At 66.2% G+C, this 14411-nt stretch carries 14 protein-coding genes and 1 tRNA gene; 7 read left to right on the forward strand and 8 right to left on the reverse strand.

Annotated features, from left to right (window positions below; translation table 11 throughout):
- Positions 1-12: 12 nt before the first annotated feature.
- The 4 genes from accB to FHW94_RS05125 form a co-directional block, all read right to left on the reverse strand.
- Complete coding sequence (gene accB / locus FHW94_RS05110; RefSeq protein ID WP_168554634.1) at positions 13-498, reverse strand: acetyl-CoA carboxylase biotin carboxyl carrier protein; 486 nt, start codon at positions 496-498, stop codon at positions 13-15.
- 118 nt (positions 499-616) lie between these two features.
- Positions 617-1063, reverse strand: a complete 447-nt coding sequence (gene aroQ, locus FHW94_RS05115) for a type II 3-dehydroquinate dehydratase (protein ID WP_168554635.1) — start codon at positions 1061-1063, stop codon at positions 617-619.
- 92 nt (positions 1064-1155) lie between these two features.
- Positions 1156-1575 carry a hypothetical protein gene (locus FHW94_RS23000; protein ID WP_210425456.1) on the reverse strand — a complete coding sequence of 140 codons (420 nt, stop codon included), beginning with the start codon at positions 1573-1575 and terminating at the stop codon, positions 1156-1158.
- A gap of 143 nt (positions 1576-1718) precedes the next feature.
- A tRNA-Pro gene (locus tag FHW94_RS05125) sits at positions 1719-1795 on the reverse strand.
- Between the two features lie 261 nt (positions 1796-2056).
- On the opposite strand from FHW94_RS05125, the gene yajC reads away from it, so the two are divergent.
- From yajC to secF, 3 genes are read left to right on the forward strand one after another with little or no spacing between them, the layout of a single operon-like run.
- Complete coding sequence (yajC, locus tag FHW94_RS05130) at positions 2057-2380, forward strand: preprotein translocase subunit YajC (protein WP_168554636.1); 324 nt, start codon at positions 2057-2059, stop codon at positions 2378-2380.
- A gap of 27 nt (positions 2381-2407) precedes the next feature.
- A complete protein-coding gene (gene secD, locus FHW94_RS05135; RefSeq protein WP_168554637.1) occupies positions 2408-4006 on the forward strand; it encodes a protein translocase subunit SecD in 1599 nt (532 codons plus the stop codon).
- A gap of 15 nt (positions 4007-4021) precedes the next feature.
- The gene (secF, locus tag FHW94_RS05140) at positions 4022-4999 is read left to right on the forward strand and encodes a protein translocase subunit SecF (protein WP_168554638.1); all 978 of its coding nucleotides are present in this window, start codon (positions 4022-4024) and stop codon (positions 4997-4999) included.
- Positions 5000-5137: 138 nt separating this feature from the next.
- On the opposite strand, the gene FHW94_RS05145 is transcribed toward secF, so the two are convergent.
- Together FHW94_RS05145 and FHW94_RS05150 are read right to left on the reverse strand one after the other, a co-directional pair.
- Positions 5138-6337, reverse strand: coding sequence for a glycosyltransferase (locus FHW94_RS05145; RefSeq protein ID WP_210425457.1), 1200 nt, complete (start codon positions 6335-6337; stop codon positions 5138-5140).
- A 99-nt stretch (positions 6338-6436) separates the two neighbouring features.
- Positions 6437-7009 carry a helix-turn-helix transcriptional regulator gene (locus FHW94_RS05150; RefSeq protein WP_168554639.1) on the reverse strand — a complete coding sequence of 191 codons (573 nt, stop codon included), beginning with the start codon at positions 7007-7009 and terminating at the stop codon, positions 6437-6439.
- 217 nt (positions 7010-7226) lie between these two features.
- On the opposite strand from FHW94_RS05150, the gene FHW94_RS05155 reads away from it, so the two are divergent.
- Positions 7227-9053, forward strand: coding sequence for a DUF885 family protein (locus tag FHW94_RS05155; protein ID WP_246865888.1), 1827 nt, complete (start codon positions 7227-7229; stop codon positions 9051-9053).
- A gap of 48 nt (positions 9054-9101) precedes the next feature.
- On the opposite strand, the gene FHW94_RS05160 is transcribed toward FHW94_RS05155, so the two are convergent.
- Together FHW94_RS05160 and FHW94_RS05165 are read right to left on the reverse strand one after the other, a co-directional pair.
- Complete coding sequence (locus FHW94_RS05160; protein ID WP_168554640.1) at positions 9102-9821, reverse strand: hypothetical protein; 720 nt, start codon at positions 9819-9821, stop codon at positions 9102-9104.
- Positions 9822-9957: 136 nt separating this feature from the next.
- The gene (locus FHW94_RS05165) at positions 9958-11748 is read right to left on the reverse strand and encodes an ABC-F family ATP-binding cassette domain-containing protein (RefSeq protein WP_168554641.1); all 1791 of its coding nucleotides are present in this window, start codon (positions 11746-11748) and stop codon (positions 9958-9960) included.
- A gap of 107 nt (positions 11749-11855) precedes the next feature.
- Between FHW94_RS05165 and FHW94_RS05170 the strand changes: the two genes are divergently transcribed.
- The 3 genes from FHW94_RS05170 to FHW94_RS05180 all read left to right on the forward strand — a co-directional run bounded on the left by FHW94_RS05170 (position 11856) and on the right by FHW94_RS05180 (position 14398).
- Complete coding sequence (locus FHW94_RS05170; protein WP_246865998.1) at positions 11856-12158, forward strand: hypothetical protein; 303 nt, start codon at positions 11856-11858, stop codon at positions 12156-12158.
- A 127-nt stretch (positions 12159-12285) separates the two neighbouring features.
- Entirely contained in the window at positions 12286-12960 is a 675-nt protein-coding gene (locus tag FHW94_RS05175; RefSeq protein ID WP_168554643.1) for a response regulator transcription factor, read from the forward strand.
- A gap of 118 nt (positions 12961-13078) precedes the next feature.
- On the forward strand, positions 13079-14398 hold the full coding sequence (locus FHW94_RS05180; RefSeq protein ID WP_168555483.1) for a HAMP domain-containing sensor histidine kinase: 1320 nt from the start codon (positions 13079-13081) through the stop codon (positions 14396-14398).
- The last annotated feature ends 13 nt before the right edge of the window (positions 14399-14411 follow it).

Genomic DNA, 14411 nt, shown 5'->3' on the forward strand with positions numbered 1-14411 from the left:
TTGTCCGCGTCCTTAGCCGATGACCACGAGCGGCTGGTCGAATTCGACCGGCTGCGCGTTTTCGACCAGAATCGTCTTGATCGTGCCGCTGGTGGGCGCGGTGATCGGGTTCATCACCTTCATCGCTTCCACGATCAGCAGGGTGTCACCAGCCTTCACTGCCTGGCCCACCGCGATGAACGGGGCGGCGCCCGGTTCGGGGGTGAGGTAGCAGGTGCCGACCATCGGGGATTTCACCGCGCCGGCGACATCGGCAGCCGCCGTCGCTTCAGGCGTGGGGGCGGCGGCAGGCGCGGCGGCCGGGGCCGCGGCGGGCGCTGCCACCATGTGCGCCACCGGGGCGGCGGTGAGCGTGCGTGCCACGCGGATCTTGCGCGGCCCGTCTTCCACTTCGATTTCGGAAAGCCCGGTATCGGCCAGCAATTCGGCCAGTTCGCGCACGAGCGCGCTGTCGATTGCCATGGTTGCGGCGGTCTTGTCGCCGGTGTCGTGGCCCATTGTTAACCTCACAGGTGGGAACTTCAAGCGCAGCGCCATGCCCGCACGGCGCCACGCTGGCAAGGGGGAAGGCAGGCGAAAACGCCCACCCTTCGGGGAAAACGGCGCTGGCGGGGCGTTAAAGATGCAAAACCGCGTCCAACGCCACGAGATAGCTGGCAGCGCCGAACCCGGCGACGGTGGCCTTGGCCGCCATGCCCACATAGCTCCTGTGGCGGAATTCCTCGCGCTTGTGCGGGTTGGAAAGGTGCACTTCGATCACCGGGGTCTTGATGCCCTTGATCGCATCGTGCAGCGCCACGCTGGTGTGGGTATAGGCGCCGGCGTTGAGCAGAACGGCGCGGGCGCCCACGGCCTGGGCTTCGTGGAGCCAGTCCACCAGGTGGCCTTCGTGATTCGATTGGCGCACGTCCACGCTCAGGCCCAGGTCCTGCGCCCGGTCTTCCAGGCGGCCGGCAATGTCATCGAGCGTATCGTGGCCATAGATTTCCGGCTCGCGCATACCCAAGAGATTGAGGTTGGGGCCGTTGAGCACGAATACGACAGGTGCGGCGGTATCGGTCATGATCGGGCAAAACTCCTGCCGAAAGCGGTGCGCGCGTGATAGCGCGCTGCCGCTTGCGTGCAAGGGGGCGCCGATCGCGCGGTGTGTGCGGCTCAGGTGGCGACGGGCGGGTTGCCCACGTCGACCGGGCCGGGCACGTTGGCCGGCGGTGGCTGGATCACCAGTTGCGGCCCTTCGCCATCGGGCGCGGCGTCGAACGAGGTGTCGTTGTTGCTCTGCTGCTGCTGTTCGAAATCACCTTCCACCGGCGGCTGGTCGTCGGGGTTGGCGTCCTGGTTTTCGGTGTCGGCGCTGTCGTCTACCGTGCCCACGGTGACCGGGGAACTGGCGCCGGCGGCCGATTCCGCCGCCGCGGCGCGCTTTTCCGCGGCAGCGGCCTTGGCCTCGGCGGCGGCAATGCGCTCTTCCAGCTTGCGATCGCGCTCGCTTTCGCAGCCCGCCAGGGCAAGCGCACCCAGGCCCAGCGCCAATAGCGGCAGGCGGACGAGCGTGGCGCGCAGAGATTTGTGCAAGTTCGGCATCTTGGCCAATGGCCTAGCAGGCAAAAGTTACTGCAAGCTAACCAGACTGATGTCTGCGCCGATCGCCGGCACGCAAACGAAAGAGGCGGCCCGCTTGCGCTGCCGCCTCTTTCGTATCGACGATGTCGAATGATTGGTCGGGACGAGAGGATTCGAACCTCCGACCCCCACACCCCCAGTGTGATGCGCTACCAGGCTGCGCTACGTCCCGACCGGTGGGGCGCCTCTAGGCGGATCGTTTGGGGATGGCAAGCCCCTTGGCGCGCATCTTTTTCGCGCTGGCCGGTTTTGCCTGTGGATTGTGGCACGGCTGAATTGTGGCGCGGTTTGGGCACGCCCTGCCGCTTCATTGCCTTGGCCCGCCCAAACTGCTAGCAGCCCCGGCCAATTGCAACAATCTGAGGGCAGCGGGGCCAAACGTGCCGCGCCGGGGTTGCAAACCCTTGTCCTCGATCCCACGAACGGTCCTGTCATGCTCACCCTTCTTTCTGCCGCCGCCGCCAATGCCGGTTCGCCGCCCGCCTACCTCCAGTTCCTGCCGCTGGTGGCCATGGCCGTGATCTTCTATTTCCTGATCCTGCGCCCGCAGATGAAGCGGCAGAAGGAGCATCAGCAGCGCATCGCCGGCCTGCAAAAGGGTGACCAGGTGATCACCGCCGGCGGCCTGGTCGCCAAGGTGGTCCGGATCGACGATCACTACGTCGATCTCGAACTGGCGCCCAATGTGCGGGTCAAGGCCGTGCGCTCCACCCTGGGCGAAGTCGTCCAGCCGGGCGACAAGGCCGCCAACGACTGACCTTATAGACTTTCCGAAAGTCCGATCATGCTCGATTTCCCGCGCTGGAAGGTGCTGATGCTATGGGGGGTGACCATTCTGGTCGCGCTTGCATCGCTGCCTTCGCTGTTTTCGGTCTCCGGCCTCAACTGGCCCGCGGCCCTGCCTTCGCCCAAGATCAACCTGGGCCTGGACCTGGCCGGCGGTAGCCACATCCTGCTCGAGGCTGATCCGTCGCAAGTGCGCCAGCAGCGGCTGGAAGGCATGGACGAATCCGTGCGCAACAAGCTGAAGACGACCGATGCGACGATCCGCATCAGCGACATCAGCAACAACAACGGCAGCCTCACCTTCCTGGTCGACGATGTCACCAAGGTGGACGCCGTGCGCGAGGCGATCCTGCCGCTCACCTCGGGCGCCGGGCTGACCGGCCAGCGCGACTGGAATATCCAGGTGGTGGACGGCAACCGCTTTGTCCTTACCCCCACCCAGGAAGGCATCGACCAGGCGGTGACGCAGGCGATGGACACGGCGGTGGAAGTGGTGCGCAAGCGCATCGACGGCCTGGGCACCAAGGAACCCACGATCCTGCGCCAGGGCGCGCAGCGCATCGTGGTGCAGGTGCCCGGCCTGCAAGACCCGCAGCAGCTCAAGAACCTGCTCGGCCAGACGGCCAAGCTGGAATTCAAGCTGGTGGACCAGAGCGCCCTGCCATCCGACGTGGCGCGCGGCATCGCCCCGGTGGGCAGCCAGATCGTGCCTTACGCCGATCCCAAGATGGGTGCGCCGATCGCGGTCAAGCGGCTGGGCGGGATTCGCGGCGATGAACTGACCAATGCGCAGACCGGCAACAACCCGCAGACCAACGAACCGGTGGTGAGCATCACGTTCAACACCGAAGGCGGCGCCAAGTTTGCCAAGCTGACCACGCAGAACGTGGGCAAGCCCTTTGCCATCATCCTCGATGGCAAGGTGCTGTCTGCGCCCAATATCAACGAGCCGATCCTGGGTGGCAGCGCCCAGATTTCGGGCCACTTCACCACCGAAAGCGCGGGCCAGCTGGCCATCGCGCTGCGCTCCGGCGCCTTGCCGGTGGATCTCAAGGTGGTGGAAGAACGCACCGTCGGGCCAGACCTGGGCGCCGATTCGATCCGCAAGGGCGTGATCGCGATGACCGTGGGCACGCTGGCGCTGGTGGTGTTCATCATCGCCACTTATGGCCGCTTCGGCGTCTATGCCTGCATCGCGCTGGTCATGAACATGCTGATGATCCTGGGCGTGATGGCCACGATCGGGGCCACGTTGACGCTGCCGGGCATTGCCGGCTTCGTGTTGACGATCGGTGCCGCGGTCGATGCCAACGTGCTGATCAACGAACGCATCCGCGAGGAACGCCATCGTGGCCGACGCGTGGTGGCGGCCGTCGAAACTGGTTACAAGGAAGCCAGCCGCGCCATTTTCGATGCCAACGTCACCAACGTCATCGCCGCCGTGCTGATGGCGGGCTTCGGCACCGGCCCGATCAAGGGTTTCGCCGTGGTGCTGATCATCGGCATCGTCACGTCGGTCTATACCTCGATGTGGCTCACCCGCATGTGGGTGGCGCAATGGCTGCGCCGCGCCCGCCCGTCCGATCTCAATCTGTAAAGGGGAGCGCAGACCATGAAACTCTTGAAGCTCGTTCCCGACAACACCAACATCCACTTCCTCAAGTGGCGCCTGCCGTTCTACATCGGCAGCCTGCTGCTGATGGCGGCCTCGCTGGGGCTGGTGTTCACCAAGGGCCTTAACCTGGGCGTCGATTTCGTCGGTGGCCAGATGATCCGCGTGACGTTCGAACGCAGCGCCGAAGCGCCCGTGGCCGACCTGCGCGAGGAAGTGACCAAGCTGGGCTATGGCGAACCGATCATCCAGCGCTACGGCAAGCCCAACGAGATCTCGATCCGCATGAAGCTGCCCAGCGGCGCGGACCACGATCCCGCGCTGTCGGACAAGATGGCCCGTACCATCACCGCCGATATCAAGGGGCACTACGCCGATGCCCGCATCGACGGGATCGATTCGGTTTCGGGCAAGGTGTCCAAGGAACTCGGCTGGGACGCATTCCAGGCGCTTGGCCTCGCCGCGCTGGCGGTGGCGGCCTATATCTGGCTGCGCTTCGAATGGCAGTTCGGCATCGGCGCGCTGTTCAGCCTCGTGCACGACGTGACGCTCACGCTCGGCATGTTCGCGCTGACGCAGATGGAATTCGATCTCAACATCGTGGCAGCCTTGCTCACGCTGATCGGCTATTCGCTCAACGACACGATCGTGGTCTACGATCGCGTGCGCGAAAACCTCAAGAAGTATCGCAAGATGCCGCTGCCCGAGCTGCTCGATCTCTCGGTCAACGAAACCCTGGCGCGCACCATCGTCACGTCGCTGTCGATGCTGATCACCCTGGTGGCGCTGCTGGCCTTCGGGCCGGAAGTGATCTTTGGCTTTACCGCCGCGATCACGCTGGGCATTTTTGTGGGGACCTACAGCTCGATCTACATGGCCGCGCCGATCCTCATCTGGCTCAAGGTCAATCCCAAGAGCTTCGTGCCCACCGAAACCGCGCTCGAAAAGCAGGAACGCCTGGCCCGCGACGGGGCTTGATCGGTCCCGGTTGCGCCATGCCTCGCACCACCCCCGAGCCCCCTCCTCTAGAGAGGAGGGGGCTTTTTTGTGCATGGCTTGGTTCCCTCTCCTCTTCAGAGGAGGGGGCTAGGGAGTGGTGGAAGCCTCGCGCAACGCTTATCCGCCCCTCACAACCTTCTCATAAACCCCTGCCAGCGCCGCGGCATTGGTTTCCCAGCTGAACCGCGCGGCGCAGGCTGCCACCGCTTCGGGTGCGCTGGGCTGGGCAATCAGCGCGGCCAGCGCACGGGCGATCGCTGCCGGTTCGCGCGCGGCGATGCGCCCCGCAGCCGGCGCCGTCACCACTTCGCGCGCACCACCGATATCGGGGATAACCAGCGGGGTGCCGCAGGCCAGCGCCTCGATCCACACGTTGGCCAGTCCCTCGCGCTCGGATGGCAAGACCACCGCGCTTGCCCCCGCCATCAGCACGGGGATGAAATCGTGGCCCAGTCCGCCCAGGAAATAGACGCGGTGTGCCACGTCGAGCTGGCGCGTCAGCGCGCGCAAGGCTGCTTCATCGGGGCCGGTGCCGGCCAGGGCCAGGGCAATGCCTTCCATGCCCGGCTCGGCCAGGGCGCGGATTGCCAGCGCCTGGCCCTTGATGCCGATCAGCGCGCCCACGCAGGCAACCAGCGGCCCGGCCGGCGGTAGGTGAAAGCGTTCGGTCAGGATCGCGCGGGCCGCCGCGCGAGGGCGGGGATGGAATCGCCCACGATCGAGCCCGGTATAGTGCACCGTGATCTTGTCTTCGGGCAGGCCCAGGTCGGCCATGTCGTCGGCCAGGGCCTGCGACACGCTGAGCAGCGCGCCTGCGCCCTGCGCGGCCGATGCCATCTGGCGCAGGGCTGCCGGGCGCTTGCCCCACACATGGATGTCGGAACCACGCGCCTTGATCGCAAACGGCAGGCCCAATGCGCGGGCAATCCGCGCCGCGGCGGGCCCATCGGGATAGAAGAACTGGGCGTCCACCATGTCGAACGGCTGCTCGGCATGGAGCCGCCGTACCAGCGGCAGGACTGCGCGCGCGATCAGCGCCGGGTTGAAGCGGCCCGAAAGCGCCGGCACCAGCGGAAAGCGCGGGTGATAGACCGGCACGCCGCTGCGCCGCTCCATCGGGGGAATCGTGCGCAACTGGGCATAGCCGCGCGGCAGCAGCAGGCCGGGCAAGGGCGGCAGGCCGATCGGGTTGATCACCGTCACTTCCCAGTCCGGCCGCGCCGCCAGCGCTTCCATCTGGCGGGCCACGAAACGCCCGAATCCCGGCCTGATCGAGGCGGGATAGAGGGTGGACAGGCTAAGCAGGCGCAACGTCATACCCCAGACCTAGCCTGAAAATGCTGCAAGTGCGAGGGCGTGCGTGTCGGATCGGGCAAAACGAAGCCGATCTGCCGTTGCGCCGGGAATGCCCGTCGATCAGAGCGTGCGCACCAGCACCTCGGCCACGGCGATCCACGCCGGGCGATCGATCACCAGTTGGCGCTGGCCCGGACCCGGCGGCAACAGCGCCACGCGCCCGTCGCGATGGTCGATCATGCGGCCAAAGGCAAAGCGCCCGCCCGGCCGGGGGGCCAGGATGTCGCGGTTGAGCCCGCGCCCGATGTCGGCCGCGTCAAGCCGGCGCAACCACACCTGGTCGCCCGCACGCCAATCGCCGGCGCTGGCTTCCACGGCGAGGGCCAGCAACCCTTCGCGGCCCAGCAGCGTGTCGGGCAGTTGGGCAGGAACGGGGCTGGCAAGTGGCTCGGTTCCCGCAGGCGTCAGCCGCGCCACCAACTGGGCCTGGCTGTCGTCTCCGGCGCGAACCAACAGCTCGGGATCGATGCCCAGCGCCGCGCCAATGCGGTTCATCCATTTGAGCGAGAGAGAGCGCGTGCCGGTTTCCAGGCGACCAATGGTCTGCGCCGTGGTCGGCGGCGCGCAACGCGCGGCCACATCGGCCAGCGTGAGCCCCTTTTGCCTGCGAATTTCGCGAATGCGGTTGATCATCGGGGAAGGCCCACAGCTACAGGCATCAGGTCTTGTTCTTTCTTACCCGTAATTTGCATGGCAGGGCAAGCATCCTTGCATAATTGTTCGCGTGGATTGTCATTCGTCGATCGAAATCGCGATTTGGTCGATCGCCGGTACATTTTCATTGTCGCCGGATGGGCCCCGTGGCACCTCGTCGCATCTGAAACAATCATGCCGGGGAGCGACCCATTTGATGATGCACGGTTTGGAACGACGCGCTTTCCTTTCGCTGACGGGCGGGGCCATGGCCGGAACCTGGCTCTCCGGCCTGCCAACCGCGGCCTTTGCGCAAGATACTGATGACACAGCATTTGTATCCCTGCTAGACCGCATTTTCTGGTCGAGCCTGCTGATCGAGCCGGAACGCGCCACGGGCCTGGGGCTCGATAACGGGCCACGCGCCGCGCTGCGCCACCGCCTCGATGGCGCCGGGGCTGGCGCGCGCGAAGCGAGCCTGGCGTTTTACCGCGATGCCCGGGCTGCCGTTTCGGCGGTCGATCCGGCGGGCTTGAGCACGGCCGGCAAGCGCAATCGCGCTATCGTCCTGCACCGGTTGGGTGAGCAATTGGCCGGCGCGCCGTTCGATATCGACGATCCGCAGACCCCGTTCACCGTGGACCAGCAGCGCGGCGCCTATTTCTCGGTGCCCGATTTCCTCGACAACCAGCATCCGATCGAAACGCTCGACGATGCGCATGCCTATCTCGATCGCCTGGCCGCCTTCGCCCTGGTGCTCGACGACCAGACCACCGAAGTGGCGCGCCAGGCTGGCCTTGGCCGCATCGCTCCGGCCTGGGCAATCGATCTCGCGCTCGGCCAGATGGGCAAGCTGCGCAGCCCCGCGCCGGGTGAAAGCGGGCTGGTCACCTCGCTGGTTCGCCGCACCCGCGAAAAGGGCCTGGGCGGCGATTGGCAGGCCAGTGCCACGGCGATCGTCAAGGACAAGGTCTATCCCGCGCTCGACCGGCAGATCGCCTTGCACCGGCGCTTGCGTGGCAAGTCTGCGCCGGGCGACGGGGTGTGGCGCCTCAAGCGCGGCGATGACATCTACGCCGCCGCGCTGGCCAGCGCCACCACCACCACGCTCAGCCCCGAAGCGGTGCACAAGATGGGGCTGGACCAGGTGGCCGATATCACGGCCCAGCTTGATGAAGTGCTCAAGGCCGCCGGCCACACCACCGGCACCGTGGGGCAACGCCTGGCCGCGCTCAACCGCGCAAGCGACCAGCTCTATCCCGATACCGCCCAGGGCCGTACCGACCTGATCGCCGGGTTGAACAAGGGCGTCGCTGCGATGCGGGCGAAACTGCCGCGCGCCTTTGCCGACATTCCCAACGACCCGCTGGTGATTCGCGCCGTGCCCACCGAGATCCAGGATGGCGCGCCCAATGGCTATTACAACAGCGCGCCGCTCGATGGCTCGCGCCCGGCGATCTACTGGATCAACCTCAAATCGGTGAACGATTGGCCGAAATACACGCTGCCCTCGCTCACCTATCACGAAGGCATTCCCGGCCACCATCTCCAGGGTGGCTATGCCCAGGGCGGCGGGCAGCTTCCTTGGATCCTGCGCGACTACTTCATCTCCGCCTATGGCGAGGGCTGGGCACTCTATGCCGAGCAGCTGGGCGACGAGCTGGGCGGCTATGAAGGGATCGAGCGCGCCGGCTATCTCCAGTCGTTCCTGTTCCGCGCCGTGCGCCTGGTGGTTGACACCGGCATTCACCACTATCGCTGGAGCCGTGAAAAGGCGACGGCCTACATGGTGGAGAAGACCGGCTTCACGCAGGGGCGCAGCCAGCGCGAGATCGAGCGCTATTGCACGATGATCGGCCAGGCCTGCAGCTACAAGATCGGCCACACCGCCTGGGTCGCCAATCGCGAGAAGGCGCAGGCTGCGCTGGGCGACAAGTTCAGCCTGCCCTGGTTCCACGCCGTGCTCAAGGAAGGCTCGATGCCGCTTTCCATGCTGGAAGCGCGGATTGATGAGCGCATTGCCGAGCGCCTGCGCAGCGCCTGATCCGGGATCGTGGCGGTGGCGGCCGGTGCTGCTGCCCCCGCCACGGCTTCAGGCAAATTGGTTGACGATCTGGCCGCTGGCGCCATTGCCGGCCTGGCTTTGGCCGCCCACGGCATAGGTATCCTGGTCCTGTCCCTGGCGCAGGTTGTGCAGGAACGCCTTGAGCGCGGACAGCTTGCCGTCGCCAGCGCCGTCACTGTCGCTGTCCTGGCCGCCGGTGCTGCTGCCGCTGCTGGTGCTCGACACTGTCGACGTGTCGCTGACATTATAGACCGTGGGCTGGGCATCGATGTAGTCGGGAATGCCATCGCCGTCGCTGTCGGTGGTGGTATCGGAACTGCTGCTGTCGGCCCCGCCAGCGCCGCCGCCGCGCGGGCCACCGGCCGGTGCGGCCGATCCGCTCTCCGCTGTGGGCGCCGAGGCAGTGCCATTGGCCTGGTTGCCATCCTGGCCGCCCGGCCCTGCGGCAAAAAACGCTTTCAGTTCGTCGGCCTGATCCTGGCTCAGCGTGCCATCCTTGACTTGCTGGTCGATCAACCCGTTGACCCGATCCTTCATCTGCTTGGGATCGAGCGTCGTGCCGGTCTGGTTGCTGGCGCCCGATTGCAGCGAACTGTCGATCTTGTCGAGCGCCGTCTCGATCGCGCTGGCGTCGGTCTGGCTCAGCACGCCGGCCTTGACGGCGGCGGTGATGTCTTCATCCATCCGGCTGCGCGGAGAGGGGCGCGGGCTGGCGCCGGCGGTGGAAAGGGCGGATATGGTGGACATCGGCGGGGGTCCCCTGTGGATACCCTGCCACTCTAACCGCGATTGTCTCCCATCGCCTTGCCGCGGGAATAGTCCTGGCTGCTTATGCCGCGAGCGGGCAAAGCAAACCATTGCTTCATCACAATTGCGCTTTGTTTCAGCCCTCGGCCTGCTCGGCCAGTTCCAGCCAGCGCTCCTCGGCCGCTTCCTTTTCGGCGCGCGCCTTGGCAATCGCGTCGGTCAGCGCGGCAAAGCGCTTGGGGTCGCGGGTATAGAGCGCGGGATCGGCAAGCGCGGCCTCGTCGCGCGTGATGGCCGCGTCCAGTTCCTCGATCCGCTTGGGCAGCAGTTCGTAGTCGCGCTGGTCCTTGTAGGTCAGCTTGGCTTTGCGCGCCGGCGGGGGAGGGGGCGGCGGTGCAGCCTCGGCCGCCTTGCTGGCGCCCACCTTGGGCTGGGCGGCCAGGCGCGCCTTGCGCTGGCGTTCCCAGTCGGCATAGCCGCCAACCACGATATCCACCTTGCCCGAACCGTCCATGCCCAGGGTGATGTTGACGGTGCGATCGAGGAAGTCGCGGTCGTGGCTCACGATCAGCACGGTGCCGTCGTAATCGCCGATCACTTCCTGCAACAGGTCCAGCGTTTCCAGGTCGAGGTCGTTGGTCGGCTCGTCGAGCACCAGCAGGTTCGACGTGCGGGCAAATTCGCGCGCCAATAACAGGCGCGAGCGTTCCCCGCCCGAAAGCGTGCCCACGCGCGCTTCCACCAGGCCGGGATCGAACAGGAAGTCTTTCAGATAGCCGTGAATGTGCTTGCGCACGCCACGTACATCGATCCAGTCGCCGCCTTCGGCCAGCACGTCGCGCACGCGCTTTTCCGGCGCCATCAGGCTGCGCTGCTGGTCGATCACCACCTCGCTCAGCGTCTGGGCCAACGTGACGGTGCCTTCGTCGGGCACCAGTTCGCCGGTCAGGATTTTCAGCAGCGTGGTCTTGCCCGCGCCGTTGGAGCCGACCAGACCGATGCGATCGCCGCGCTGGATGCGCAGCGAAAAGTCCTTGATGATCGTGCGCTCGCCAAAGCGCTTGGTCACGTGGTCGGCCACGATCACCGACTTGGTCTTGCTGTCGTCGCTGGCGATGGCCAGCTTGGCCGCGCCCTGCGGCCCGGTCATCGCCGCGCGTTCGGCGCGCATTTCGTGCAGCTTTTCCAGCCGCCCCATGTTGCGCTTGCGCCGCGCGGTCACCCCGCGGTGCAGCCAGTGTTCCTCGATCTTGAGCTTGGCATCGAGCTTGTCGGCCGCGCGCGCTTCCTCGGCGTGGACCTGCTCCATCCAGGCGTCATAGCCGCCAAAGCCCACTTCCTTGCGGCGCAGGCTGCCCCGGTCGAGCCACAGCGTGGCCCGCGTCAGCCGCGTCAGGAAGGTTCGGTCGTGGCTGATCACCACGAAGGCGCCGTTGAAGCGTTGCAGCCAGTCTTCCAGCCATTCGATCGCGGCGAGATCGAGGTGGTTGGTCGGCTCGTCGAGCAGCAGCACGTCAGGGTCTTGCGCCAGCGCGCGGGCCAGCGCCGCGCGGCGCCGCTCCCCGCCCGAAGCGCTGTCGGCCTGGCGCGAGAGGTCGATGCCGAGCTGGTCGGCAATCGCTTCCACTTCGTGGGTTTCGGGGGCATCGGACCCGTGCAGCGCGAAATCGCGTAGGCTAGCAAAGCCCTTGAAGAACGGGTCCTGTTCCAGCGTCACCACGCGCGCGCCGGGCTGCACCGAACGCTTGCCCTTGTCGGCATCGATCGTGCCGGCAATCAGCTTGAGCAGGGTGCTCTTGCCCGCGCCGTTGCGCCCGATCAGGGCGAGCCGGTCACGCGGGGCGATCTGGATGTCCAGGTCCTGGAAAAGCCAGCCGGTGCCTTGATGCAGGCCCAGCCCTTCCCAACTCAAAATCGGTGCTGCCATAGGGGGCTGCGCTTAGCGGCCCATCTGCCACAGGTCCACCTGAACCTGCCGAAACCGCGCTATTCACAACTTGTTCAATAGGATTGTTGCAGGCAGAAGAAGTGATGATGCTCCGCCGCCTTCTTCTTGCTGCCGCCAGTGTGCTGGCGCTGGCTGCCACTGCGCCGCCGGCGTTGGCCCAGATTCGCAACGAACAGGACCGTGCCCGCCAGGACCTGGCGGCCGGCCATGTCCGCTCCCTGCGCGAGATCGAGGCGCGGGTGCTGCCGATGATGCGCGGCGCGCAATACCTTGGCCCGGAATACGATCCGCAGGCGCGCGCCTATCGCCTCAAGTTCATTCGCGAAGGCCGCGTGGTGTTCGTCGATGTCGATGGCCGCACCGGCCAGGTAATGGGCGAATCGCGCTGAATGGCGGTGAAACGGCAGGGAGCGGGAACCGTTTCTTGACCGTTCAGGTTCCTGCCGTCATCTAGCCACCATCCAAGCACGTGTGCGCTGCCCGGTTTGCCGGCTGCGCCAGAAGGGGCCAATTGCCATGCGTATCCTGATCGTCGAGGACGAACCGACCCTGGGGCGGCAGCTCAAGTCCACGCTCGAACAGAACGGCTATGCCGTGGACCTGTCCACCGATGGCGAGGACGGGCACTTCCTGGGGTCGACCGAAGACTATGATGCAGTGATCCTCGATCTGGGCCTGCCCGAGATCGACGGGCTGACCGTGCTGGGCATGTGGCGCAAGGAAGGCCGCAAGTTCCCCGTGCTGGTGCTCACCGCACGCGACAGCTGGTCGGACAAGGTGGCCGGGCTCGATGCCGGGGCCGATGACTATCTGGCCAAGCCGTTCCAGACCGAGGAACTCATCGCCCGCCTGCGCGCGCTGATTCGCCGCGCTTCGGGCAATTCCTCGTCCGAACTGATCGCGGGCGACGTGCGCCTCGATACCCGTTCGGGCCGCGTCACGCTGAAGGGCGAGCCGGTCAAGCTCACGGCGCAGGAATACAAGCTCTTGTCCTATCTCCTCCACCACAAGGGCAAGGTGGTGAGCCGCACCGAACTGATCGAGCATATCTACGATCAGGATTTCGACCGCGATTCCAACACGATCGAGGTGTTCGTCACGCGCATCCGCAAGAAGCTGGGTGCCGATGTGATCACCACCATCCGGGGCCTGGGCTACAGCCTCGACGATCCGGCAGCCGTGCGCGGCTGATAGGCCAGTGAACCGGCTGGCCCGCCTCCTGCTGCGGCTGGGCTTCGGGCGCCACCGCGCCGAAGCCGCCGCCGCCACGGCAGGTGGGCGCCAGCACACCGGCTCGCTGTCGCGGCGCATGCTGCTGATCGCGTTTGCCTGGGTCACCGTGCTGTTGCTGGGCGGCGGTATCGCGCTCGATCGCACATTGACTGGTCTTGTTACCCGCAATTTCGACGACCAGCTGGGCTACATGCTCACGGCGATGGTCGCCTCGGCCGAAATCGGCCCCGATGGCGAAGTATTCTTCAACCGGCCCCTGGGCGACCAGCGCTTCCTTGAGCCCAACAGCGGGCTCTATTGGCAGATTTCGGGGCAGGGGCACGACGATTTCCCCTCGCGCTCGCTGTGGGACCGCACGCTCAAGCTGCGCGGCGACCATGTCGATACCGCGCCGCACATCTATGATTCCAACCAGTTCGGCAATGGCGAACGGCTGCGCATGATCGAGCGCTCGGTGATCCTGCCGGGCAGCAACACGCTCTGGCAATTTTCCGTGGCGGCGAGCAGGGGCGAGCTCGACGCCCAGATCAGCCGCATCCGTTCGATCCTGGTCTGGTCGTTCCTGGTGCTCGGTATGGGCCTGTTCATCATGGCCGGCTTGCAGACCTACTACGGGCTTGGCCCGCTGCGCCGCGTGCGCCGGGCGATCGCCGCGATGCGCGATGGCGGCGCGGCCCGCGTGAACGAGCCGCTGCCGCTCGAAGTCCAGCCGCTGGTGGAGGAAATCAACCTCCTGCTCGCCCATTCGGAAAAGCAGGCCGAAGAAGCGCGCACCCATGCCGGCAATCTGGCGCACGCGCTGAAAACCCCGCTGACCGTGGTGATGAACGCGGCGACGGCGCACGCCTCTGATCTTTCCGATACGGTGATCCGCGAAGCGGCGGTCATGCGCCGCCAGGTTGATCACCACCTTGCCCGCGCCCGCGCCGTGGGCCGCCGCGCCACCGGCCTTTCGCGCGCCACCGTGTGGGAAAGCGCCGATGCCGTGGTCCGCGCCGTTACCCGGCTCTATCCCCAGGTGCGGTTCGACCTTGATGGCAATCGCGAGGCCGGCGTGGCGATCGAGCGCCAGGACCTTGACGAAATCCTCGGCAACCTGGTGGAAAACGCGGCCAAGTATGGCGGCGGCTCGGTGTTCATCACCATCGATGCGGTGCTTACCGATCCCCGCTTCTGCGACATCTGGGTGGAGGATGACGGCATGGGCATCCCCGAAGCCGAACGCGAACGCATCTTTGACCGCGGCGCCCGGCTCGATACCGGCAAGCCCGGCACGGGCCTGGGCCTGGCCATCGTGCGCGACGTGGCCGAACTCTATGGCGGCGCTGTGACGCTGGGGGAAAGCGAAGACCTCGGCGGCCTCCTCACCACGCTACGCCTGCCGCGCGCGAAATAAAGATCCTCCCTCC

Source organism: Novosphingobium sp. SG720 (genome assembly GCF_012275365.1).
GTDB lineage: Bacteria > Pseudomonadota > Alphaproteobacteria > Sphingomonadales > Sphingomonadaceae > Novosphingobium > Novosphingobium rhizosphaerae.

Excerpts from the sequence above, each read along its gene's own strand:
- accB (WP_168554634.1), bottom strand. The coding sequence starts at position 498 with ATGGGCCACGACACCGGCGACAAGACCGCCGCAACCATGGCAATCGAC.
- aroQ (WP_168554635.1), bottom strand. The coding sequence starts at position 1,063 with ATGACCGATACCGCCGCACCTGTCGTATTCGTGCTCAACGGCCCCAAC.
- FHW94_RS05180 (WP_168555483.1), top strand. The coding sequence starts at position 13,079 with ATGCTGCTGATCGCGTTTGCCTGGGTCACCGTGCTGTTGCTGGGCGGC.
- FHW94_RS05170 (WP_246865998.1), top strand. The coding sequence starts at position 11,856 with ATGCTCCGCCGCCTTCTTCTTGCTGCCGCCAGTGTGCTGGCGCTGGCT.
- FHW94_RS05175 (WP_168554643.1), top strand. The coding sequence starts at position 12,286 with ATGCGTATCCTGATCGTCGAGGACGAACCGACCCTGGGGCGGCAGCTC.
- FHW94_RS05150 (WP_168554639.1), bottom strand. The coding sequence starts at position 7,009 with ATGATCAACCGCATTCGCGAAATTCGCAGGCAAAAGGGGCTCACGCTG.
- FHW94_RS05160 (WP_168554640.1), bottom strand. The coding sequence starts at position 9,821 with ATGTCCACCATATCCGCCCTTTCCACCGCCGGCGCCAGCCCGCGCCCC.
- FHW94_RS05145 (WP_210425457.1), bottom strand. The coding sequence starts at position 6,337 with ATGACGTTGCGCCTGCTTAGCCTGTCCACCCTCTATCCCGCCTCGATC.
- secD (WP_168554637.1), top strand. The coding sequence starts at position 2,408 with ATGCTCGATTTCCCGCGCTGGAAGGTGCTGATGCTATGGGGGGTGACC.
- secF (WP_168554638.1), top strand. The coding sequence starts at position 4,022 with ATGAAACTCTTGAAGCTCGTTCCCGACAACACCAACATCCACTTCCTC.
- FHW94_RS05155 (WP_246865888.1), top strand. The coding sequence starts at position 7,227 with ATGATGCACGGTTTGGAACGACGCGCTTTCCTTTCGCTGACGGGCGGG.
- yajC (WP_168554636.1), top strand. The coding sequence starts at position 2,057 with ATGCTCACCCTTCTTTCTGCCGCCGCCGCCAATGCCGGTTCGCCGCCC.
- FHW94_RS05165 (WP_168554641.1), bottom strand. The coding sequence starts at position 11,748 with ATGGCAGCACCGATTTTGAGTTGGGAAGGGCTGGGCCTGCATCAAGGC.